The sequence below is a fragment of the Dactylosporangium darangshiense genome (genome assembly GCF_039537565.1).
Taxonomy (GTDB): domain Bacteria; phylum Actinomycetota; class Actinomycetes; order Mycobacteriales; family Micromonosporaceae; genus Dactylosporangium; species Dactylosporangium darangshiense.
The window spans coordinates 54,696-76,405 of sequence record NZ_BAABAT010000047.1 but is presented as its reverse complement, the minus strand read 5'-3'; the positions used below and the strand labels follow the sequence as shown (position 1 = coordinate 76,405).

Genomic DNA, 21,710 nt, shown 5'->3' with positions numbered 1-21,710 from the left:
CGGGAGGAGCACCACATGCTTGCCGGTGACGTCGACTACGGCCGTCATGGCCGCGGCTACGCCAATCAGCGCCGGGCCGACCCGCGCATCGAGGCGCAGCTGCACGCCGCGCTCGGTGACGCCCGGACGATCGTCAACGTCGGCGCCGGCGCCGGGTCCTACGAGCCGGCCGACCGTTACGTCGTGGCGGTGGAGCCGTCCGCCGCGATGCGCGCCCAGCGGCCGCCGCACCGGGTGCCGGCGCTGGACGCGACCGCGGAGCGGCTGCCGTTCGACGACGACAGCTTCGACGCCGCGATGGCCTCCGTCACCGTGCACCAGTGGTCGGACACCGTGGCCGGGCTCCGGGAGCTGCGCCGGGTCGCGCGCGGGCCGGTCGTCGTGCTCACCTTCGACGGTGACGCCCTCGACGAGTACTGGCTCGCGGGGTACGCGCCGGAGCTCATCGCCGCCGAACGCCGCCGCTACCCCGCGATGCGGCTGATCGCCGAGCACATCGGCGCCACGTGCGACATCCAGCCGGTCCGGATTCCGATCGACTGCACCGACGGGTTCACCGAGGCGTTCTACGCCCGGCCCGAACGCTTCCTCGACCCGGCGGTCCGCCGCTCGCAGTCCGCCTGGACGTTCGTCGACGACGCCGACGAGGCCCGCGCGGTCGAGCACCTGCGCCGCGACCTCGACAGCGGGGTGTGGGACGAGCGCTACGGCCACCTGCGCACCCAGCCGGAGTTCACCGGTTCGCTCCGCCTGCTCATCGGCCGGCCGCAGTAGCTCTCAGCTGCGACGCATACGAGGAAATGCGTGGCCAACGGTGCCGCCGTCGGCGATGGTGGTGCTATGACCGACTTGGAAGGCCTGCTTCGGCAGCGGATGGCGGCGGCGTTTGCGACCGTGGCGGGCGAGCCCGTCGACCCGGCCGTGCGCCGATCGCAGCTGGCGGACTTCCAGTCGGACGGGGCGCTGGCGCTGTCCAGGAAGCTGAGCAGCAACCCTCGGGCCATCGCCGAGCGGGTCGTCGCGGCGGCACAGCTCGACGACGTGTGCGAGCGGGTCGAGATCTCCGGTCCCGGCTTCATCAATCTCACCGTGACCGACGCCGTGCTGGGTCAGCTGCTGGTGGAGGTGTGCGCCGACGACCGGCTCGGCGTGGCGGCCTCGGCCGCGCCGGAGACAATCACGATCGACTACTCCGCGCCCAACGCCGCCAAGGAGATGCACGTCGGCCACCTGCGCTCGACGATCATCGGCGACGCGGCCGTGCGGCTGCTGGAGTGGCAGGGCAACACCGTCATCCGGCAGAACCACATCGGCGAGTGGGGCACGCCGTTCGGCATGCTCATCGAGCACCTCCTCGACATCGGCGAGACCGAGGCCGCTCACGAGCTGTCCGTCGGTGACCTCAACGGCTTCTACCAGGCCGCCCGCCGCAAGTTCGACGCCGACGAGGCGTTCAAGGACCGCGCCCGTCAGCGCGTCGTCGCCCTGCAGTCGGGCGACCCGACCACCCGGCGGCTGTGGGAGACCCTGGTCGGCGAGTCCAAGAAGTACTTCGCCACCGTCTACGCCCGGCTCGGCGTGCGCCTCACCGACGACGACTACGACGGCGAATCGTTCTACAACGACCAGCTGCAGTCGGTCGTCGACGAGCTGGACTCGCTGGGCCTGCTCCGGCTGTCCGACGGCGCCAAGTGCGTGTTCCCGCCGGGATTCACCGGTCGCGACGGCAACCCGCTCCCGCTGATCGTGCAGAAGTCCGACGGCGGCTTCGGGTATGCCGCGACGGACCTCGCGACGATCCGCCGCCGGATCAAGGTCCTGCACGCGACCCGGCTGCTCTACGTCGTCGGGCTGCCGCAACGCCAGCACTTCGAGATGATCTACGAGGCCGCCCGGGAGGCCGGCTGGCTCGTCCCGCCCGTGCGGGCCGAACACGTCGGCCACGGCTCGATCCTCGGCAGCGACGGCAAGATGCTGCGCACCCGGGCCGGCGTCTCGGTCAAGCTCGTCGACCTGCTCGACGAGGCGGTCACCCGAGCGGCGGCGGTCGCCGCCGAGAAGAACCCGGCCCTCGGCGAGGACCAGCGCGCGGCCGTGGCCAGGGCGGTCGGCTTGGGCGCGGTCAAGTACGCCGACCTGTCCACCGACCGGATCAAGGACTACGTCTTCGACTTGGACCGGATGCTCGCCTTCGACGGCAACACCGCGCCGTACCTGCAGTACGCGCGAGCGCGGATCTGCTCGATCTTCCGGCGGGCCGGGATCACCCCCGACCGCGAGGCCAAGCAGATCGCCGTCGCCGCGCCCGCCGAGCGGGCTCTGGCCATCGCGCTGCTGGCGTTCGGCAACGTCGTCCACGATGTCGCGGCGACCCTGGAGTTCCACCGGCTCGCCCAGTACCTCTACAGCCTCGCCTCGGCGTTCACGACGTTCTACGAGCAGTGCCCGGTCCTCAAGGCCGACGGTGAGACCCGGGCGAGCCGCCTGGTCCTGTGCGACCTGACCGCCCGGACGCTCCAGCTGGGCCTGGGCCTGCTCGGCATCGACTCGCCGGACGAGATGTAGCTATGTCATCGCCGGATGCGGATACGCGTGCACGGTGCCGCTGACGTCGACCGTGACCGGGGTGCCGGCCGCATAGGGCAATGCGCCGTCGACGCGGGCCTGCAGGGTGCTGCCGTCGCCCAGCTCGAGGGTGAGTGCGGTGTCGGCGCCGAGGAACTCCGCGGTGAGCACGGTCGCCGGGGTTCCCGTGGCGCCGAGCCGCACCTGCTCGGGCCGGACGAAGATGTGCGCGTCGCCGTCCGGGCAGGGCCCGGCGACGGGCAGGACGCCCAGGGCGCACACGGCCGTGCCGTCGGCGACCTTGCCGGGCAGGGCGGTGCCGGCGCCGAGCAGGCGGGCGGTGTCGAGGTCGGCCGGGTGGGCGTACACGTCACGGGCCGGTCCGACCTGGGTGAACGTGCCGCGCGCCAGCACCGCGCCCTGGTCGGCCATGGCCAGGGCCTCGGCCTGGTCGTGGGTGACGAGCAGCGCGGTGACCCCCGCGGCGCGTAATGCGGCCGCGACCGCCGCCCGAGTCGTCGCGCGCAGGGCGGTGTCCAGCGAGGAGAACGGCTCGTCGAGCAGGACCAGGGCGGGGCGACGGGCCAGGGCCCGGGCCAGGGCGACGCGTTGCTGCTGGCCGCCGGAGAGCTCGTGCGGGTACCGACGGGAAAGCACCGGATCCAGGCTGACCAGCTCCAGCAGTTCCGCCACCCGGGCGCGGCGGGCCGAGGCGGTCGTCGTGCGGCGGGGCAGGCCGTATGCGATGTTCGCGTGCACGGTGAGGTGCGGGAACAGCGCGCCCTCCTGGGCGACGTAGCCGATGTTGCGCTGGTCCGGCGGCAGGCCGCGGCGGCCGGCGGTGACCTCGCGGCCGCCGAGGACGATGCTGCCGGCGTCGGGGCGGTCGAAGCCGGCGACCAGGCGCAGCAGGGTCGTCTTGCCGCAGCCCGACGGGCCGAGGATCGCCGTGGTCGTGCCGTCGGCGACGTCGAGGCCGACGTCGGCGAGCACGCGGACCGGGCCGTAGGCCTTGTGGAGGTTGCGGATCGACAGCGCGCTCATCGCGAGGTTCCCTTGGTGGACTGGCGCAGCAGCAGGTACGCCGCCGGCACCGACAGCAGGATCAGGCAGACCGCGTAGGGCGCGGCCCGCGGGTAGTCGATCTCGGCGGTGGCCGACCAGAACTCGGTGGCGAGGGTGTGGGTTCCGGTGGGTGCCAGCAGGAGCGTCGCGGTCAGCTCGGTGGACACGGCCAGGAACACCATCGCCGCGGCGGCCAGGATGCCCGGCGCGGTCAGCGGGACCGTCACGCGCCGGAACGTGGCCAGCGCCGACTGCCCCAGCCCGCGCGACGCCTCGTCGAGAGCGGGCGGCGCCTGGCCGATCGCCGAGCGCAGGCTCACCATCGCCCGCGGCAGGAACAGCATCACGTACGCGGCCACGGCCAGCGTCGTCGTCTGGTACAGCGGGCGGGCGTAGCGGATCGACGCGCTGACCAGCGCCAGCCCGACGACGACGCCGGGCACCGCGCTGGCCAGATAGGTGCTGCGCTCCAGCGCGGTGGTCAGGCCGCTGCGGTACCGCACCGCCAGCCACGCCATCGGGAACCCGGCGACGACGGCGACTCCGGCGGCGAGCGCACCGAGCCGCATGGTGCTCCACAGCGTCGGCAGCAGGGTGCCGGGGTCCCAGGCGTCGGCGGTGCTGTAGGTGAGCCAATGCGCCACGCTGTACGCGGGCACGCCGATCGCCAGGCCGAGCAGGCCCAGCAGGGCGAGGATCACCGGTGCGGTCCACGGGCCGAGGCGCGCCGGAACCGCCGGGCGGGGTGCGCCGGCGCCTAGCCGGGCGGTGCGGGCGCGCCCGCGCAGCAGCACCTCGAGCGTCACGAACGCCAGGCAGCACAGCACGAGCACGGCGGCGAGCGTGTTCGCGGCGGTCGAGGCGAACGTCGACTGGTACTGCGCGATGATCGCCGTGGCGAAGGTCGGGTAGCGCAGTTGCTCGATGGCGCCGTACTCGGCGAGCAGGTGCAGCGCGACGAGCAGCGCGCCGCCCAGCAGGGCCGGTCGCAGGCGCGGCAGCACCACCCGGGCGAACACGGCGGCCGGGCCCGAGCCGAGGGAGCGTGCGGTCTCCTCGGCCGCGGGGTCCAGGCCGCGCACGGCGGCCGCCACCGGCAGCAAAACAAACGGGTAGTACGACAGGATCGACACGAGCGTCGCGCCGGTCAGGCCGGAGAGGCTCGGCCGGACGGTGATCCAGCCGTAGCTGTTGATGAACGCCGGGATCGTCAGCGGGGCGCACAGCACCGCGAGCCAGGCCGAGCGGTACGGCAGCGACGTGCGTTCGACCAGCCACGCCAGGGCGGTGCCGAGCACGACGCAGCCGGCGGTGGCGGTGCCGCACAGCGCCAGGGTGTTGCCCAGCAGTTCGGCGATGAGCGGGCGGAAGACCAGCGGCCGGATGCCGGACCAGCCGGCCTGGATCGAGGAGAACCCGATGTACAACAACGGGATCGCGGCGAACAGCGCGACCGGGACGCAGAGCGCGAGCAGGCGCAGCGGCCGCAGCCGCCGCGCCGTCGCTTCGAAAAGGTGCATGAACGGGGAGCTCAGATCAGTCCGGCCGTCGTCATCAGGCCGGCGACGGTCTTGCTGTTGAGCTTCGACGCGTCGACCTTCGGCGCGTTGAGCTCCGCGAGGGGCTTGAGCGCGGGGTTGGAGGCGACGTCCTTGCCGACCGAGTACTCGAACGAGGTGCCGCCGGCGAGCGCCGTCTGGCCGTCCTTGCCGGTGATGAAGTTGATCAGCGCCTGCGCCTCGGCCTGGTGCTTGCTGGACTTGAGCACGCCGCCGCCGGAGATGCTGACGAACGCGCCGGGGTCGTTGTTGCCGAAGTAGTGCAGCTTGACGTTCTTGCTGTTCTCCTTGGTCTTGGCCTGGTCGCCGTACCAGTAGTAGTGGTAGATGATCGCCGTGGCGGCGGTGCCGGCGTTGACCGCCTTCATCGCCGCGGTGTTGCCGGTGAACGCCTGCCCGTTGGCCTTGAGGGCGGCGAGCCAGGCGCTCGTGGCCGCCTCGCCCTTGAGCTCGAGCATCGCGCTGACGATCGCCTGGAAGTCCGCGCCCTTGGGTGCCGCGCCGTAGCGGTTCTTCCACTTCGGGTCCTGCATGTCCATGATCGACTTCGGCAGGTCCGCCTCGCCGATCATTCCCGGGTTGTACGCCAGGACGGTCGACCGGGCGGCGATGCCGATCCACTTGCCGGTGGACGGTGCGAACTCGGCGGGCACCTGCGCGAGGCTCGCCGGGTCGATCGGCGAGAACAGGCCGGCGTTCTCGACCAGCGACATGGCCGGGGAGTTCTCGGTGAGGAACACGTCGGCGGGCGACGCGCCGCCCTCGGCGACGAGCTGGTTGGCCATCTCCAGGTCGCTGCCCTGCCGGATCTGGACCTTGATGCCGGTCTTGGCGGTGAACGCGTCGACCCAGGCCTTCGCCACGGTGTCGTGCTGGGCGTTGTACAGCGTCAGGGTCACGTTGCGGTCGAGCGCGGCGCCGGGCGAGGGCGGGGCGGCGGCCGGCTCCGACCCGCCGTTGCCGCAGGCGGCGAGCAGCGTGAGCACCGCCGGGACGGCGAGCATCGGCAGGAGGCGGAAACGGTTGATCAGCACGAAACGGTTCCTTAGGTCAGGTTAGGCTTGCCTAATCACCCTGCCGGTGCTTCGATAGGGCGGCCAACCCCCCAAAACGTGGGGGGCCTGCGAAGGAGCCGACCCGGTCATGCGAGCCGTACTCCTCGTCGACGACCATCGGGTCTTCGCCGATGCGCTCGCGTTCGCGCTCGATGCCCAGCCGGACCTGCGCTGCGTGGCCGTGGCCGGCTCGGTGCGCGGCGCCCTCGACGCCGCCGCGGGCTGCGCGTTCGACGTGGCCATCGTCGACCTGAACCTGCCCGACGGCGGCGGGCTCACCGTCGTCGGGCGACTGCGCTCGCTGCGCCCGGACGCCCTGCTCATCGTCCTGACCGGCCACGACCAGCCCGGCCTCGCCGAACGGGCCCGGCGGGTCGGCGCCGACGTGTTCCTGCCGAAGGACGACGCCCTGCGCAGCGTGCTCGACGCGATCCGCGGCGCCGAGCCCTCGTCGGAGGCCCTCCCCCGGCTCAGCCCGCGCGAACGCGAGGTGCTCGCCCTGCTCGCCGCCGGCCGGCCCGCCACGCGCATCGCGAGCGAGCTGGAGCTGTCCGTCCACACCGTCCGCGACCACCTCAAGAGCATCCGGTCCAAGCTCGGCGTGCAGTCCCAGCTCGACGCCGTCCTGGCCGCCGACCGGCTCGGCCTCGTGGCGCGCGCGGACCGGTTCCGATGAACGGTGCGCCCAGCCGGTTGACGCCGCGCCGGGCCCTGCTGCGCCACGCCGCGCTCGCCGGCGTCGCCGCCGCCGTCGTCACCGTCGCGGGGGCGGCCGGCGCCTGGCGTACCGGGCACCAGCAGTCCGGCCGCGACGCGACCCAGATCTCGAAGACCGTCGCCGACGCGGTGATCCCGAGCCTCGCCGCGTACGACTTCGCCGGGCCGGCCGGGTACGACCGCGCGGCGGTCCTCGACCACCTGCAGCCGTTCCTGCGCTCGGGCACCCTCTACCGGGTCAAGCTGTGGATCGTCGACGGCGACCGGGCGCGGATCGTCGTGTCGGACGTGCCCGGCCTGGAGGGCACCACCAGAACTCGGGACGAAGAACCGCTGCGGTCGATCGGCTCCGGTGTGCTGCGCGGCCGTGAGGTACCCAACGACGGCGAACACCGCTACGAGACCGCCGACCGCCGCCGGCTGCGGGAAGCCTTCCTCGACTTCCGCGACGCCGCCGGCCACTCGATGAGCCTCGAGGCCTACGTGCCGGTCAGCGCCGGCGCCCTCACCGGCCAGGCGATCGCGACGCAGCTGCCGCCGCTGCTGGCCGGCGTGCTCGGCCTCGCGCTGGCCACGATGCCGCTGAGCCTGGCCGCGGCCCGCCGGGCCGGGCGCCGCGCCGAGCACGACGCGGCGCTGGCCACGCTGGCGATGACGGCGGCCGACCGGGAGCGCCGCGAGCTCGCCCAGCGCCTGCACGACGGGCCGATCCAGCACCTGGCCGCCGCCAACGTCGTGCTGACCGTAGGCCCGGCCACCACACTGGCGCGCGCCATCGTCGCCGACAGCATCCGCGAGCTGCGCACGCTCACCGACGACGTCCTCCCGTCGGCGGTCGGCGCCGCGGACCTGGCCGGCCGGCTGCCGGCGCTGCTGCGCGCCGCGGTGCCGGAGCCGGTCGCGCTCGACATCCGGGTCTCCGACATCCACGACACCGCGGGACTGACCGACGACCACGCGCTGCTCATCGCCCGCAGCGCCCGCGAGCTCGTCCGCAACGCCGTCCGGCACGGCCGTCCCGGCACCATCGCCGTCACGCTGGACATCACCGACCCTCTGCGCCTCACCGTCGCCGACGACGGCGCGGGCTTCGACACGCGGCGGCCGCCCGAGCCCGGCCACTTCGGCCTCGCGCTCATGACGCAGGCGGTGGCGAACGCCGGCGGCACGCTCGACATCCGGTCACGCCCGGACGCCGGCTGCACGGCGACCGTCCGCCTGCCGCTCTAGTCGCTGCGGGCCCGGCGGATCGGCATGTGTGTCGGTGCCGGTGGGCCGCCGAGGAAGGCCGTGACGAGGCCGGTGCACAGCTGGGGCTTCTCGATCAGCAGCGTGTGCGTGGCGCCCGGCACCACGGCAAGTTCGGCGTCGGGCAACCCCCGGTACAGCTCCAGCGTGTGCTCCAGGGAGACGGCGTCGTCGTCACCGACGAGCACCAGCGTGCGGCAGCCGACCGCCTTCAGCTCGGCCGCGGTCAGCGCCAGGTCGCCCGCCCCGGCCGAGGCGGCGATTCGCTCGATGACGGAGGTCAGGTGCCCGGGCCCGTCCGGCGACACTTCGGCGTGCTGGTCGTAGATGACCTGCGGGATGTCGGCGGGCGAGGCTGACGGCAGCAGCCAGCCGTCCTGGTGGAACGCGCCGCTGATCAGCACCAGCCGGGACACCAGGTCCGGGCGGGCCAGCGCGGTCAGCAGCGCCACCACCGCGCCCGCGCTGTAGCCGACCAGCGCCGCGGGCGCACCCACCACCGTCTCCAGGAACGCGACCGTGTCCGCGGCCATCACCTGCGGGCTGAGCGGGCCGCCCGGGTCCGGGGTGTGCCCGTGGCCGCGCCGCTCCGGAAGGTACACCCGGAACGATCCGGCCAGCGCGTCCAGGTTGCCGGCGAAGCAGCGCGAGTCGACGATCGCGCCGTGCAGCAGGACCACCGGCTCGCCCGCGCCGCGCTCGTCGTACCAGGTGGGCACCCCATTGACCTCGAGCACAGCCATAGATTAGCCCCCGAGGCGTAGAGGCCTCGACGGTTGCGGCGGCGGGCGGGCGGTACCGTGGGACACGTGGCACACGGCAGCGCGCACGACCGGCTCGGGCGGACCGCCCGGCTGGTGCTGCTGCTGGCCACCCTGGTCGGCCTGGCCGCCATGCACACTCTCGGCCACGACGGGCCGCATCTGACGACCCCGGCGCACACAGGTCACATGGCGACGGCCGCGCACGACGCCCCCGTGCTGGACGGGCCTGCGAACGGCCACCACGGGATGAGCGGCTGGGACGTGTGCCTCGCCGTGCTCGTCGCGTTCGCCGTGCTCCTGCTCGCCGCCGCGTTGCTGCACGGCCGCCGGGCCGCGGGAGCGGCGCACCTGACCGGCCGGACCGCACGCACCGGCCCGCGAGCCCCGCCGCCGAGACGGGTCGGTCTCACCCTCGCCACGGTGTCGGTCCTGCGCACATAGGACGCCCCGCGCCGCCCCAGCCCCTTGCGTGCTGCGGCGGTGCCGCCGAGTCCTGCGCAGCTCCGTCCGACACCGAAAGGTCGACCACCACCATGATGCGCACCCTCGTGCGCCGCGCCACCCTGGCCGGCGCCGCCCTGACCACCGCCCTGACCACCGCCCTGCTGCTGGCCGCGTGCGGCGGCGGGCACGACACGATGCCGGGCATGCACCCCGGCGGGACCGTCCCGGCCGGCAGCGCCGCCTCCGGCACGGCCGCGTTCAACGGCGCGGACGTGATGTTCGCGCAGATGATGATCCCCCACCACCGGCAGGCCGTGCAGATGGCGGCGCTCGCCGGCACCCGCGCCGCCGACCCCGAGGTGAAGACCCTCGCCGCTCAGATCAAGGCCGCGCAGGACCCCGAGATCCAGACCATGACCGGCTGGTTGTCGGCCTGGGGCAAGCCCGCCCCGACGATGAGCGGCGGCATGGACATGGGCGGCATGCAGCACGGCGGCATGCCCGGCATGATGTCCGGCGCCGACATGGCCCGGCTCGAGGCCGCTTCCGGCAAGGACTTCGACAAGCAGTTCTGCACCATGATGATCGCCCACCACCAGGGCGCCATCACCATGGCCCAGGACGAGCTGCGCGATGGCACCAACACCGACGCCAAGGCCCTCGCCCAGCAGATCATCACGGCTCAGCGGGCCGAGATCGACACCATGAACAAGATCCTCGCCCGGCTGTAGCGCGGACCGATCCGGCCGCCCGGGCCAACCCGTCCGGGCGGCCGGCGTGGCGCTACAACGGCAGCAGGTGTGGCAGCCAGCCGGCGTAGCGGTCGAGGGTGGCCAGCGCCATCGGCGCGAGCAGCAGTACCGCGGCGGCGACACCGAGTAGCGCCCGGGCGGCCCGGGACAGTGGTGGCGGAGGCGTGAGCAGCCGCTGCAGCCGCTCCATGCTGTCGCCGCCGTGCACGGCCAGCAGCCCGCCGTAGGGCGACCCGGAGCTCGGCTGGGCCATGCTGACCAGCGCCCGGGCGACGTCGAGGCGGGAGCTGCTGCGGGCGGCGTGCTCGTCGGCACACAGCTCGACGAGCCGGTCCACCTGCCGGCGGCCCAGCCGGAAACAGCGCATCCACGGAAACGCCTGCGCCAGCAGCCGCATCCAGTGGGTGATGGCGTAGTGCCGGCCGGTGTGGTGGGCCCGCTCGTGTGCGAGCACCGCCGAAAGTTCGTCCGCGCCGAGCCGGTCGACGGCCGCTGAGGTGATGATGATGTCGGCGCCGGTGCGGTGTCGTCCGGGCATGAGGTAGGCGGCCGGCTCGTGGTGGTGCACGACCGTCGCGCCGGGCACCGTGCCGGGCACGGCGGCCACCCGGACGAGCAGCCGCAGCTGGGCGCGCCGGGCGCGTTGCGCACCGAGCATCCGGATCGCGCTGATGAGCAGCCGGCCGGCCAGGAGCACCACGCTCAGCAGGCCGGCGACGGCAACCGCCTGGCCGAGTGAGCCGTGCCGCCCGCGCAGCGCGTCGAGGCACACGTGCCAGGCGCCGTTGACCACGTCGTGCGTGCGGTCCCAGTACAACGCCAGGCTCAGCCCGGCCAGGGCGAGGCTGCCGGCCGTCGCCCCGGACAGCGCCAGCCACAGCAGCACCGCCAGGCGTGGCGCCCGGAGCGGCCATCCGGCGGCGGCCAGCCGAGGGGCGGCCGCCGCGGCCATCGCGGCGAAGCACAGCAGCAGCGGGCTCACCGGCCACCGATCCGGCGTTCGTAGCCGGCCAGCGCGTCCCGCAGGGCGACCGCCTCGTCCAGCGTCATCTTGCCGACGAAGGCGGTCAGCGCCTCCAGGCGGTCGCCGCTGTCGACCAGCGCATCGTGCATGGCCTGCGCGACGTAGTGGTCGCGGCTCATCGCCGGGGAGTACCGGTAGGCGCGGCCGTGCGGCTCCCGGGTCACCCAGCCCTTGCGGTGCAGGTTGTCGAGCACCGTCATCACCGTGGTGTACGCCAGCTCCCGGTGCCACTGCAGCTGCGACATCGCTTCCCGGACCGTGGTGGCCGTGACGCGTTCCCAGAGCAGCTCCATGAGCGCCGCTTCCAGGTCACCGAGCCCCTGCACGAGCACCTCCGCCATGTGCTGCTATTCGCGATAGTAGTGCCGATACGACGGTGGTGGCGGACCGGAATATCGCCGGCACGCTCACCGCGGTCGCGCTCATGTTCGTCGCGCCGCACGGCTGACGTTGTGAACTACTATCTACCATAGTAGAGTGGGACACGGCCGGGCCCCTTGGAGTGGCGTTTGCGATCCCGGCCTGCTGTGATGCGGGTCCCGTGGTCGCTCTGGGACCCGCATTTTCACGTCGCCGCCGTGCGATCAGCCGGCCGGTAGGAGGCGCCGTGCGAGTCGGCGCAGTGCGGGTCGGGACCGACCTCGTAGCCGGTGGACACAGTGGGATCGGTGTCGGCATGGTCGACCTGCAGGGTGCTGTGCGTGATGCGGTAGTCGCTGCGCAGCAACTGCTCGATCGCGTGCCGCACGGCGTGGCAGTCACGGCCCTCGGCCACCAGCACATGCGCCGACATCGCCGGCTGGCCCGAGGTGATCTCCCACACGTGCAGGTCGTGCACCTCGACCACGTCCGGCAGGGCGGCCAGCCGGGTGCCGAGCGCGGCGGGCTCGATGCCCGAGGGCGCCGCCTCCAGGAAGATCCGCCCCGAGGCCCGCACCAGCTCCAGCCCGGCCTTGATCATGAGGGCCACGACGATGAGCGTCGCGATCGGGTCGGCCCGGGTGAACCCGGTCGTGACCATGACCACGCCGGCGACGGCGGTGGCGATGAACGCGAACAGGTCGTTGAGGACGTGCCGGAAGGCGCCCTCGACGTTGAGGCTCGAGCGGTTGGCCCGCGACATCGCCCACGCGGCGGCCAGGTTCACGACGATGCCGGCCAGCGCGGTGACGAGCACCAGCCCGCCGGCCACCGCGGGCGGGTGGATGAGCCGCCGGATCGCCTCGATGCCCAGCCATACGGCCAGGAGCAGCATCGTCAGCCCGTTGGCCTGCGCCGAGAGGATCTCAGCCCGCTTGAGCCCGAACGTGTAGCCGCCCTTCGGCGGCCGCGCCGCCAGCCGCATGGCCACCAGCGCTAGGACGATCGCACCGGCGTCGGTGAGCATGTGTGCGGCGTCCGACAGCAGCGCCAGCGACCTCGCGAGGAGCCCGACCACGACCTCCCCGGCCATGAACGCGGCGATCAGACCCAGCGCAAGGCTCAGCCAGCGGCGGTCCGCGTCCGCCGACACGCCGTGGCTGTGCCCGGCGTGTCCGTGGTCGTCGTGCCCATGGTCGCCGTGCTCGTGGTCGCCGTGCTCGTGGTCGCCGTGCTCGTGGTCGTGGTCGCCGTCCTCGTGCGGTTCGCGGTCGTGATCCATGCTGTCGGCTCCCCGGCTCGGACTTATGCGGAAGTCCGCATGTGTTGGAGCGTACCGTCCCCGCGCAAGGGCTCGCGGGATGACCGTCCGTCCCGGTCTACGACGCCGGGACGGACGGATGGTCCGTGCTCAGCTGGAGGCGATCGACAGTCCGCCCTCGCCGCCACTGATCTGCGTGCCCTCGGCGAAGTTCGACTCGAACTGCGCCCGCAGCGCGTCGAGTTGGGAGTACTCCGCGAAGTGCGAGGACTCGCTGCCCTGCGCCGCGAACACCGAGTCGGACTCCTCCGAGTCGTTGGAGTAGTTGGTGTAGTCCGTCGACTCGTAGTGGCTGCCGTCCGCGCCGGTGAACTCGACGTGCTTGCCGGTCTCGAAGTCGGTGGACTCGGCCGCGCTGTGGTCCTGCGCGAAGACGCCGAACTGCGAGTTGTAGTCCTGCTCGCTGCCGGCCTCCTGGTGCAGCTGCTCGAGCTCGCCGGATTCGTGGCCCATGCTGAAGTCGCCGTACTCGCTCACGATGTGGTTCCTCTCGGGGATGGTGAAGCCGCGGTTCGGTCGACCCGCCGGCACCAACCAATCTACTATTGCGCCTAGTAGTTCAGATCCCCGATTCGTGCCACCAGGGGCGGGCCGTTCATCCCGCACAATCGCAGCAGGCATCGCCTCGCCAGGCTTCGCGGCCCTCCCGCACGGCGACGGCGGCGATGACCAGCGCGGCGATCGAATCGGCCCACCACCAGCCGAACAGGGTGTTCACGGCGAGCCCGGCCAGCAGGACGGCGGACAGGTACGTGCACAGCAGCGTCTGTTTCGAGTCCGTGACCGCCGAGGCGGAGCCCAGCTCGCGGCCGGCCCGGCGCTGCGCGGCGGACAGCAGCGGCATCACGGCGAGCGACACCGCCGCGAGGACCAGCCCGACGGTGGAGTGCTCGGCCCGGTCGCCGCTCAGCAGCGCGCGGGCCGACTCGGCCGTGACGTAGGCGGCGAGGGCGAAGAAGGACACGGCGATGACCCGCAGCGCGGTGCGCTCCCGGCGCTCGTGGTCCGGGCCGGAGAACTGCCAGGCCACCGCCGCGGCCGAGGACACCTCGACGACCGAGTCCAGGCCAAACCCGATCAGCGCGGTCGACGAGGCCGCGGCCCCGGCGGCGATCGCGACCACCGACTCGATCACGTTGTAGGCGATGGTCGCGGCAACGAACAGCCGAATCCGGCGGGCGAGCACCGCGCGCCGGGCCACCGACGGAGCGAGGGGCAACGGCGCCGCCATCAGCAGCAACCGTCCCGCTCGGCGGCCGGGCAGGCGGCGGGGTCGACGGCGAGCACGAGGCCGAGTAGGTCGCCCAGAGCGTGCGCGAGCCGGGGATCGGCGAGCTCGTAGCGGGTGCGGCGGCCCTCGGGAGCGGCGACGACGAGGCCGCACCCGCGCAGGCAGGCCAGGTGGTTGGACAGGTTCTGCCGGCTGGTGCCGAGGGTTTCGGCGAGCTCGGCCGGGTATCCGGGTGCCTCGCGCAGGGCCAGCAGCAGCCGCGCCCGGACCGGGTCGGACAGGGCGTGGCCGAAACGGGCCAGCACCCGGCCGTGCGTCAACGTCTCCACGCTTCGACGGTACATCAGTCGCTGAATAAACCAAACGCTGTACTATGAACCGCACCCACAACGATCGTAGTAACGGCAACTACTGCGGTAGTGTACGGGTGATGGGACGACGCGAAGAGCTGCTGGACGCCGCGATCGAGCTGGTCGGCACCCGTGGCATGCACGGGCTGACGCACCGCACGCTGGACGCGGCGGCCGGCCTGCCCGCCGGATCGGCCTCCAACCACTTCCGCACCCGGGCCGCCCTGCTCGACGCCGTCGTGGAACGGTTCGCCGCCCGCGAACGGGCGAACTGGGAGGAGCTCGCGCTGCGGACCGCACCGACCACCCCGCAGGAGCTGGCCCGGGCGCTCGCCGAGTTCGCCAAGGAGTCCACCGGCCCGCATCGCACCCTCACGATGGCCCGCTACGCCATCCTCGCCGAGGCCGGCACCCACCCGCCGCTGCGGCCCCAGCTGACCGCCACCGGAGCCAGGGTCAACGCCTGGGCCACCGCCTGGTTCCGCCTCGCCGGGTCGACCGACCCGGACCGCGACGCACCGATCATCATGAACCACTGGACCGGACTGGTCCTGCACCAGCTCGCCATGCCGGACCCGGCGTTCGAGCCGTACCCGCAGATCGCAGCTCTCGTCACCGCCGTTTTAGCTAGTGGGGCGCTCTAGCGATCCGGTGCGCGGCAGCAGCGCGTCGCCCAGTGCCTGCGTGGCCCACGCGATCCACTCGTCGTGCGTCCAGCCGCGGTCGCCGGTCAGGAGCCGGTAGGTCTCCGGCGCGAGCGTCGCGAGGGCGACGTCGGCCGCGCGGGCGGCGTTGAGACCGGGTCGCAGGCCGCCCTTGGCGGCGAGGGCGCCGGTGAAGACGCTGAGCACGGTGTGCCGCTGTGCGATGTTGGTGCGCCACATCTCGGCGATCACGGGGTCGGTGGTCGCGGCCGAACGGACGGCCTCCATCACCGGCGCCACTCGGTCGTGGATGGCGCCCGTGGCCTCGACGAGCCGGCGCAGCATGTCGGCGGGCGGTGCGGCGAGGGCCTGGGCCACCCACGGGCGGTCCAGCGTGGCGATCGGCGCGGTGTCACCGGCCACCTCCACATCGAGCAGCTCCTTGAGGATCGCCCGCTTGGTCTCGAAGGTGAAGTACAGCGTCTGGACGGCCACGGCGGCCTCGTCGGCGATGGCCTGCATGGTCGTCGCCGTGTAGCCGCGCTGCACGAACAGCTCCCGGGCGGCGGCGAGCATGCGCGACCGCGTCTGGGCGGCCTTGGCCGCTCGCGCACCCGGCTTCCCTGCTGCCACGTGACCTCCCCCACCTTGACTAGAGCATCACTCTAGCGCAACCGTTACTAGAGTAACGCTCTAGTGATTGGGGTGGCGAGTTGAGCAGGGAAACGGGCCGTACGGCGGCGCTGGTGCTGATCACCGCGGTGGAGCTGGTGGTGTTCCTGGACGCCACCGTCGTCAACATCGCATTGCCGAGCATCGGTGCGGCGCTGCGCCTGGACGAGGCCGGGCTGTCGTGGGTCACGAACGCCTACCTCCTGGCGTTCGGCGGTTGCATGCTGATCGGTGGCCGGGCGGCGGACCTGCTCGGGCCGCGACGGGTGTTCACCTTCGGCCTGGCGCTCTTCACGGCCGCGTCCACGGTCGCCGGACTGTCCGGCGCCGCGTGGCTGCTGGTCGCGGCCCGAGCGGTGCAGGGCATCGCCGCAGCCGTGACGGTGCCCGCGCAGCTGGCGCTGCTCACCCGGGCCTTCACCGAACCGGCCGCCCGCCGCCGGGCGTTCGCCGTCTGGGGCGCCATGGGCGCGGCCGGCGCGGCGATCGGCACCACGGTCGGCGGCCTGCTCACCCAGGGCCTGGGCTGGCAGTCGATCTTCCTCGTCAACCTGCCGGTCGGCGCGCTCGCCCTCGCCCTGACCGGCCGGCTGCTGCCCGCCGACCCGCCGCGGCGCCCCGGCACGCGCGGACGCCTTGACCTGCCGGGCGCCGTGCTCGGCACGACGGGCCTGCTCCTGCTGGGGTACGCGATCGGCGCGATCGCCGACGCCGGCACCCGGGCGGCCGCCGCGGTCATGCTGGCCGTCGCGCTGGTGCTGCTGACCGGCTTCGCCGTCGCCGAGACGCGGGCCGCCGAACCGCTCATGCCGCTACGGCTGTTCCGCATCCGGCAGGTGACCGGCTCGGCGGTCGTCAACGCGCTGATCGGCGCCGCGCACGTCCCGGCCTTCGCGCTGCTGGCCCTGTACCTGCAGAACGTCCAGCACTACGGCCCGACCCGCTCCGGCCTGGCGCTGCTGCCGGTCGCGCTGGCCGGGCTGGTCGCCGCCCGGACCGTGATCCCCGCCGCCAACCAACGCTTCGGCGCCCGCGCCCTGCTCGCCGCCGGGCTCGCACTGCAGGCCGCCGCGCTGACCTGGCTGGCCATGCTGCCGTCCACGGTGAACTACCTCGTCGACGTGCTACCCGCGGCGCTGCTCCTCGGCGTCGGGCTGCCCGCCTCGTTCGTCGGCGTGACCGCGCCGGCCGTCACGTCGGTCCATCCCGACGACGCCGGCGTCACCGCGGGCATCGTGAACACCGCACAGCGCATCGGATCCGGCCTGGGCGTCACCGCGGCCCTCGTCCTGGCCTCGGCGGTGACCGGCTCCGCCGGGTACCTGGCCGGGCTGCGGGCCGGCTTCGCCGCAGCCGCCGTCCTCGCCCTGACCGGCTGCGTGCTCACCCTCGCCCTGCTGCGGACGGGTACTCCAACGCGGCGTCGTCGAGCCACTCGGCCACGTAGCGGGCGAACGACGAGCGGACCAGCAACCAGTACACCGGCTCGTCCGAGACCGCCATCAGGATGACCGCGGCCCGCGCCAGCATGGTCTGCGCGCACGAACCGACCGGGAACGCCGCCTGGTGGAGGTCGAGCGCGCAGCCGTGGGCGAGGATCGACCTGGCGTGCGGGCCCGCCACCGAGAACACGACCCGCGTGTCGCTCACATCCACCGTGGATCCCGGCTCGGCACCGGCGGGATGCAGCACCAGCCACTCATCCGGCCCGAGCCACAGCACCCGGCGGTCGCCCTCGACGATGAACGTGTTGGGCGTCGAAGGATAGCCGTCCGGGACCGTCCGGCTGCGAACGTTCAGCTTCGGCATGGCAGGCAGGCGCTCAACCGTCACGGCGGGCCCCTTCCGGGTCGTAGAGCACCGGCGCCGTCACGGTCACCGGCACCGCCGGGCCGTCGCCCAAGGGCACCCAAAGCCGGTCCCCGAGCCGGTCGCGGCCTGACCGCACCAGCGCCAGCGCGAACGTGCGGCCCAGGGCGGCACTGTGATAGCTCGACGTCACGTGCCCCAGCAGGGGTACCGGGGGCGGCGGCAGCTCCTGTCTCGCGACCAGGTGGGCGCCTTCGGGCAGACGCAGCGCGGGATCCTCCGGCAGCAGGCCGACGAGGTGCTTGCGGTCCGGCCGCGCGGTGTCGGGCCGCGTGAACGAGCGCTTGCCGATGAAGTCGGCCTTCTTCTTCGACACCGCCCACGCAAGCCCGAGATCGTGCGGGGTGACGGTGCCGTCGGTGTCCTGCCCGATGATCGGATAGCCCTTCTCCGCGCGCAGGACGTGCATGGTCTGCGTCCCGTACGGGGTGATGCCCCACGGCTGCCCGGCCGCGTGGACGGCCTGCCACAGCGCGGGCCCCTGCCACCACGGGACGTTGACCTCGAAGGCCAGCTCGCCGGAGAAGCTGATCCGGAACACCCGTGCGGCGAGCCCGGCCACGGTGGCGTCGCGCCAGCGCATGAACGGCAGGTCGACCAGACTGCCGCTGATCGTGCCCAGCACCGCGCGGGACTGCGGGCCGACGACGGCGACGGTGGACCACTGCTCGGTGACCGACGTGCACCAGACCTCGAGATCGGGCCACTCGGTCTGCAGCCACTCCTCGAACCAGTCGAGCACGGCCGCGGCGTTGCCGGTCGTGGTGGTGACCAGGAACCGGTCCTCGGCGAGCCGGGCCACGGTGCCGTCGTCGAACACCATGCCGTCCAGCCGGCACATCACGCCGTACCGCACGGCGCCCACGGCCAGACTGCTCATCACGTTGGTGTACATGCGGTCGAGGAACTCGGCGGCGTCCGGACCCTGCACGTCGATCTTGCCGAGCGTGGACGCGTCCATCATCGCGACACCGGTTCGCGCCGCGACGCACTCGCGGTGCACCGCGGCGTCGAGATCCTCCCCAGGCTGCGGGTAGTACCAGGGGCGCTTCCACTGCCCGACGTTCTCGAAGCGCGCACCCCGCGCCACGTGCCAGTCGTGGATCGCGGTGATCCGGACCGGGTCGAAGCGGTCGCCTCGGTCGCGGCCGGCCAGGGCGGCGAAGCTGACCGGCGTATACGGCGGGCGGAACGTCGTCACGCCCAGCTCCGCGATCCGCACCCCCAGCGCGTCGCCGACCGTCGCGCTGGCCAGCAGGCCGGACGTCTTGCCCTGGTCGTGCGCGGTGCCGGCGGTGGTGTACCGCTTCACGTGCTCCACCGAGCGCAGCCCGGCCCCGGTGGCCCGGTGGATGTCCGCCACGGTGACGTCGCGCTGCAGGTCGACGAACGCCTCGTGCGGTGCGGCGTCCATGGCGGCGTGCCACAGGTAGGAGCCCGGCGGGTCGAGCCGCCCGGTGGGCACCGGCGGCACCGGCCCGGTCGGCACACCGAGCGCGGTCAGGGCCCGCGCGGCGGCGGCCACACCGTCGGCGGCACAGGCGTCGTGGTCGTAGCGGCCGGCGGCGGCCCCGACCGGCTCCACCGCCTGCCGGCAGCCGTCCGGCAGGAACGCCCCCAGGTCCTCGTCGTAGCGCAGCTGGCCGCCGGCCTGGCTGTACAGATGCAGCACAGGGCTCCACCCGCCGGAGACCAGCAGCAGGTCGGCCTCGACGCGCCGGCCGTCGACGAGGACCGCGGTGAGCGCCGGCACGCCTTCGGTACCGGTGACCGTCCGCCCTTCGCGGGCGTCGGCCACGGCCGCGATCTCCACGCCCGCCGCGGCCAGATCCTCGGCGGCCTGGTGACCGGACCGGTTGGCGGTGAACACGACGGCACGGCGGCCGGCCAGCACGCCGAAGCGGTGCAGGTACGTGCGGGCGGCACCGGCCAGCATCACCCCGGGGCGGTCGTTGCCGGGGAACGCGATCAGCCGCTCGTGCGCGCCCGTGGCCAGGATCACCCGCTTGGCGCGGATGCGCCAGATCCGCTCGCGCGCCATGCCCGCCGGCGCGGCGAAGCCGAGGTGGTCCGTGCGCCGCTCGACCGCGACGAGATAGTTGTCGTCGTAGTAGCCGAACACGGTCGTGCGGCCCAGCACGGTGGCCCCGGCCACCAGCGCCGGGTCCCGCGGGTGCTCGTCGCACAGCATCACCCGCACGCCGGCCCGCGCGGCGAACGCAGCCGCCGCGGTGCCGGCCGGCCCAGCGCCGACGACGAGCACGTCGCAATGGGCGAAGACCGCGTCGTACCGTGCCGGGTCGGGGCCGTCGGCGAGACGGCCCCGACCCGCGAGGCCGGTGGCGGCCAGCCCGTCGAAGAGCTCGACCATGGTGGCCGGGCGGAGGGGGTCGGCGAACGGGGTCTCGATCTGCACGACACCGGTCGGCTCCTCGCTGCCGGCCGACATGATGCCGCGCGGCCGGCCCAGCCGGACGCTGGTGCCGACCTGCCGGACGCCGTTGGCCAGCAGGGCCGCCGCGAGGGTGTCGCCGGCATGACCGGTGTACTCGATGCCGTCGAACGTGAAGCGCAGGATGTCCGCGGTCGTGGGAAGGCGAAGGTTCACCGGTACACCCGCAACACCTCGTTGGTGCGGGTGTCCCGCACCGCGTTGAACCAGCGCCGGCAGCCCGAGCTGTGGCACCAGCGCTCGGCGAACGGGCCTTTCGGATTGTCGCGGACGAAGAGGTACCGGCCCCACTCCTCGTCGCTGAGCGCGGCCGGATCGGCCGGATAGGCGACGTGCGCCTGTCCGCCGTAGTGGAACTCGTCCTCGTTGCGCGGCCCGCACCAGGGGCAGTCGATGAGCAGCATCAGTGCGCCACCGCCGCCGCGCCGTGCTCGTCGATGAGCGCCCCGGTGGTGAACCGGTCAAGCCGGAAGGGCGCGTTGAGCTCGTGCGGCTCGCCGGTGGCGACGGTGTGCGCGTAGCACCAGCCGACGCCCGGGGTGGCCTTGAACCCGCCGGTGCCCCAGCCGCAGTTGACGAAGAGCCCCTCGACCGGGGTCGGCCCGACGATCGCCGAGGCATCCGGGGTCACGTCGACGATGCCGCCCCAGGTGCGCAGCACGTGCGCGCGGGCGAACACCGGGAACAGCTCCAGCGCCGCGGACATCTGCCGCTCGATGACGTGCAGCGCGCCGCGCTGCGTGTAGGCGTTGTAGGCGTCGATCCCGGCGCCCATCACCAGCTCCCCCTTGTGCGCCTGGCTGACGTAGACGTGTACCGCGTTGGACATCACGACGGTGGGGTGGACCGGCTCCAGCAACTCGGAGACGAGCGCCTGCAGCGGGTGGCTGGACAGCGGCATCGGCAGCCCGACCATCGCGGCCAGGACCGAGGTGTGACCGGCGGCGCTCAGGGCGACCCGGCCGGCGCTGATCGGGCCCCGGGTCGTTTGCAGCCCGACGACCCGGCCGCCGGCCACGTCGATGCCGGTGACCTCGCAGTGCTGGATCAGGTCGACGCCGAGCGCGTCGGCGGCCCGGGCGAAGCCCCACGCGACGTAGTCGTGCTTGGCGATGCCCGCCCGCGGCTGGTACGTGGCACCGAGCACCGGGTACCGCACATCGGGCGAGATCGAGATGATCGGGCAGACCTCCTTGACCTGCTCCGGTTCGAGCCACTCGGCGTCGACGCCGCAGAGGCGGTTGGCGTGCACCCGGCGGACGCTGTCGCGCACGTCCTGCAGGCTGTGCGCGAGGTTGAGCACGCCGCGCTGGCTGAACAGCAGCGGATAGCCGAGGTCGTCCTCCAGCGTCTCCCACAGCTTGAGCGCGTGCTCGTAGATGCCCGCGCTCTCCTCCCACAGGTAGTTCGACCGGATGATGGTCGTGTTGCGGGCCATGTTCCCGCCGGCCAACCAGCCGCGCTCCAGTACCGCCACGTTCGTGATGCCGTGGTTGCGGGCCAGGTAGTAGGCGGTGGCCAGGCCGTGCCCGCCGCCGCCGACCACCACGACGTCGTAGTGCCGCCGGGGCTCCGGGTTGCGCCAGAGGAAGTCCGGGTGCTCGGGAAGGTCTTCCAT

The 21,710-nt window shown here is 73.1% G+C and carries 22 protein-coding genes and 1 pseudogene; 8 read left to right on the top strand and 15 right to left on the bottom strand.

The window, feature by feature from the left end; all coding sequences use genetic code 11:
- Window positions 1–15: 15 nt before the first annotated feature.
- Together ABD901_RS47670 and argS are read left to right on the top strand one after the other, a co-directional pair.
- Window positions 16–774, top strand: a complete 759-nt coding sequence (locus tag ABD901_RS47670; RefSeq protein WP_345138789.1) for a class I SAM-dependent methyltransferase — start codon at window positions 16–18, stop codon at window positions 772–774.
- Between the two features lie 66 nt (window positions 775–840).
- Window positions 841–2,565 (top strand): arginine--tRNA ligase, encoded by a 1,725-nt coding sequence (argS, locus tag ABD901_RS47665; protein ID WP_345138786.1) that lies wholly within the window; start codon window positions 841–843, stop codon window positions 2,563–2,565.
- On the opposite strand, the gene ABD901_RS47660 is transcribed toward argS, so the two are convergent.
- Genes ABD901_RS47660 through ABD901_RS47650 form a run of 3 tightly spaced genes read right to left on the bottom strand, consistent with a single transcriptional unit; the run spans window position 2,566 to window position 6,223 of the window.
- Window positions 2,566–3,609 (bottom strand): ABC transporter ATP-binding protein, encoded by a 1,044-nt coding sequence (locus ABD901_RS47660; RefSeq protein ID WP_345138781.1) that lies wholly within the window; start codon window positions 3,607–3,609, stop codon window positions 2,566–2,568.
- The gene (locus ABD901_RS47655) at window positions 3,606–5,150 is read right to left on the bottom strand and encodes an ABC transporter permease (protein ID WP_345138778.1); all 1,545 of its coding nucleotides are present in this window, start codon (window positions 5,148–5,150) and stop codon (window positions 3,606–3,608) included. The genes ABD901_RS47660 and ABD901_RS47655 overlap by 4 nt, the downstream gene beginning before the upstream one ends.
- 11 nt (window positions 5,151–5,161) lie before the next feature.
- Window positions 5,162–6,223: an iron ABC transporter substrate-binding protein gene (locus ABD901_RS47650; RefSeq protein WP_345138773.1), complete on the bottom strand. Its 1,062-nt coding sequence runs from the start codon at window positions 6,221–6,223 to the stop codon at window positions 5,162–5,164.
- A gap of 109 nt (window positions 6,224–6,332) precedes the next feature.
- Here ABD901_RS47650 and ABD901_RS47645 point away from each other — a divergent pair, with 109 nt between their 5' ends.
- Window positions 6,333–6,920: a response regulator gene (locus ABD901_RS47645; RefSeq protein WP_345138769.1), complete on the top strand. Its 588-nt coding sequence runs from the start codon at window positions 6,333–6,335 to the stop codon at window positions 6,918–6,920.
- Window positions 6,917–8,191, top strand: a complete 1,275-nt coding sequence (locus ABD901_RS47640) for a sensor histidine kinase (protein WP_345138765.1) — start codon at window positions 6,917–6,919, stop codon at window positions 8,189–8,191. The genes ABD901_RS47645 and ABD901_RS47640 overlap by 4 nt, the downstream gene beginning before the upstream one ends.
- On the opposite strand, the gene ABD901_RS47635 is transcribed toward ABD901_RS47640, so the two are convergent.
- A complete protein-coding gene (locus ABD901_RS47635) occupies window positions 8,188–8,946 on the bottom strand; it encodes an alpha/beta fold hydrolase (protein WP_345138761.1) in 759 nt (252 codons plus the stop codon). The two genes, ABD901_RS47640 and ABD901_RS47635, sit on opposite strands and share 4 nt — an antisense overlap.
- Before the next feature lie 72 nt (window positions 8,947–9,018).
- On the opposite strand from ABD901_RS47635, the gene ABD901_RS47630 reads away from it, so the two are divergent.
- Both ABD901_RS47630 and ABD901_RS47625 read left to right on the top strand, forming a co-directional pair.
- Window positions 9,019–9,414: a DUF6153 family protein gene (locus ABD901_RS47630; protein ID WP_345138759.1), complete on the top strand. Its 396-nt coding sequence runs from the start codon at window positions 9,019–9,021 to the stop codon at window positions 9,412–9,414.
- 92 nt (window positions 9,415–9,506) lie between these two features.
- Window positions 9,507–10,148: a DUF305 domain-containing protein gene (locus ABD901_RS47625; protein ID WP_345138756.1), complete on the top strand. Its 642-nt coding sequence runs from the start codon at window positions 9,507–9,509 to the stop codon at window positions 10,146–10,148.
- Between the two features lie 52 nt (window positions 10,149–10,200).
- Here ABD901_RS47625 and ABD901_RS47620 read toward each other — a convergent pair whose 3' ends face one another.
- The 6 genes from ABD901_RS47620 to ABD901_RS47595 all read right to left on the bottom strand — a co-directional run bounded on the left by ABD901_RS47620 (window position 10,201) and on the right by ABD901_RS47595 (window position 14,449).
- A complete protein-coding gene (locus ABD901_RS47620; protein WP_345138753.1) occupies window positions 10,201–11,151 on the bottom strand; it encodes a M56 family metallopeptidase in 951 nt (316 codons plus the stop codon).
- Window positions 11,148–11,534, bottom strand: a complete 387-nt coding sequence (locus tag ABD901_RS47615) for a BlaI/MecI/CopY family transcriptional regulator (RefSeq protein ID WP_345138750.1) — start codon at window positions 11,532–11,534, stop codon at window positions 11,148–11,150. Before ABD901_RS47615 ends, ABD901_RS47620 begins: the two co-directional genes overlap by 4 nt.
- Window positions 11,535–11,758: 224 nt before the next feature.
- Window positions 11,759–12,835 (bottom strand): cation diffusion facilitator family transporter, encoded by a 1,077-nt coding sequence (locus ABD901_RS47610; protein WP_345138748.1) that lies wholly within the window; start codon window positions 12,833–12,835, stop codon window positions 11,759–11,761.
- A 129-nt stretch (window positions 12,836–12,964) separates the two neighbouring features.
- The gene (locus ABD901_RS47605; protein ID WP_345138743.1) at window positions 12,965–13,351 is read right to left on the bottom strand and encodes a hypothetical protein; all 387 of its coding nucleotides are present in this window, start codon (window positions 13,349–13,351) and stop codon (window positions 12,965–12,967) included.
- 118 nt (window positions 13,352–13,469) lie between these two features.
- The gene (locus ABD901_RS47600; RefSeq protein WP_345138740.1) at window positions 13,470–14,105 is read right to left on the bottom strand and encodes a cation efflux transmembrane domain-containing protein; all 636 of its coding nucleotides are present in this window, start codon (window positions 14,103–14,105) and stop codon (window positions 13,470–13,472) included.
- A complete protein-coding gene (locus ABD901_RS47595) occupies window positions 14,105–14,449 on the bottom strand; it encodes an ArsR/SmtB family transcription factor (protein ID WP_345138737.1) in 345 nt (114 codons plus the stop codon). The genes ABD901_RS47600 and ABD901_RS47595 overlap by 1 nt, the downstream gene beginning before the upstream one ends.
- 86 nt (window positions 14,450–14,535) lie before the next feature.
- On the opposite strand from ABD901_RS47595, the gene ABD901_RS47590 reads away from it, so the two are divergent.
- Entirely contained in the window at window positions 14,536–15,099 is a 564-nt protein-coding gene (locus ABD901_RS47590; RefSeq protein WP_345138734.1) for a TetR/AcrR family transcriptional regulator, read from the top strand.
- Here ABD901_RS47590 and ABD901_RS47585 read toward each other — a convergent pair.
- A complete protein-coding gene (locus tag ABD901_RS47585) occupies window positions 15,079–15,732 on the bottom strand; it encodes a TetR/AcrR family transcriptional regulator (RefSeq protein WP_345138731.1) in 654 nt (217 codons plus the stop codon). The two genes, ABD901_RS47590 and ABD901_RS47585, sit on opposite strands and share 21 nt — an antisense overlap.
- Before the next feature lie 128 nt (window positions 15,733–15,860).
- On the opposite strand from ABD901_RS47585, the gene ABD901_RS47580 reads away from it, so the two are divergent.
- Window positions 15,861–17,282, top strand: coding sequence for an MFS transporter (locus ABD901_RS47580; RefSeq protein ID WP_380139514.1), 1,422 nt, complete (start codon window positions 15,861–15,863; stop codon window positions 17,280–17,282).
- Here the strand turns inward: ABD901_RS47580 and ABD901_RS47575 are convergent.
- From ABD901_RS47575 to ABD901_RS47560, 4 genes and pseudogenes are all read right to left on the bottom strand, one after another.
- Window positions 17,245–17,580: pseudogene (locus ABD901_RS47575) on the bottom strand (sarcosine oxidase subunit gamma); the annotation flags it as partial. The gene ABD901_RS47580 and the pseudogene ABD901_RS47575 overlap by 38 nt on opposite strands.
- Before the next feature lie 13 nt (window positions 17,581–17,593).
- Complete coding sequence (locus tag ABD901_RS47570; protein ID WP_345138723.1) at window positions 17,594–20,248, bottom strand: 2Fe-2S iron-sulfur cluster-binding protein; 2,655 nt, start codon at window positions 20,246–20,248, stop codon at window positions 17,594–17,596.
- Window positions 20,245–20,496: a sarcosine oxidase subunit delta gene (locus ABD901_RS47565; RefSeq protein ID WP_345138720.1), complete on the bottom strand. Its 252-nt coding sequence runs from the start codon at window positions 20,494–20,496 to the stop codon at window positions 20,245–20,247. Before ABD901_RS47565 ends, ABD901_RS47570 begins: the two co-directional genes overlap by 4 nt.
- Complete coding sequence (locus ABD901_RS47560; protein WP_345138716.1) at window positions 20,496–21,710, bottom strand: sarcosine oxidase subunit beta family protein; 1,215 nt, start codon at window positions 21,708–21,710, stop codon at window positions 20,496–20,498. Before ABD901_RS47560 ends, ABD901_RS47565 begins: the two co-directional genes overlap by 1 nt.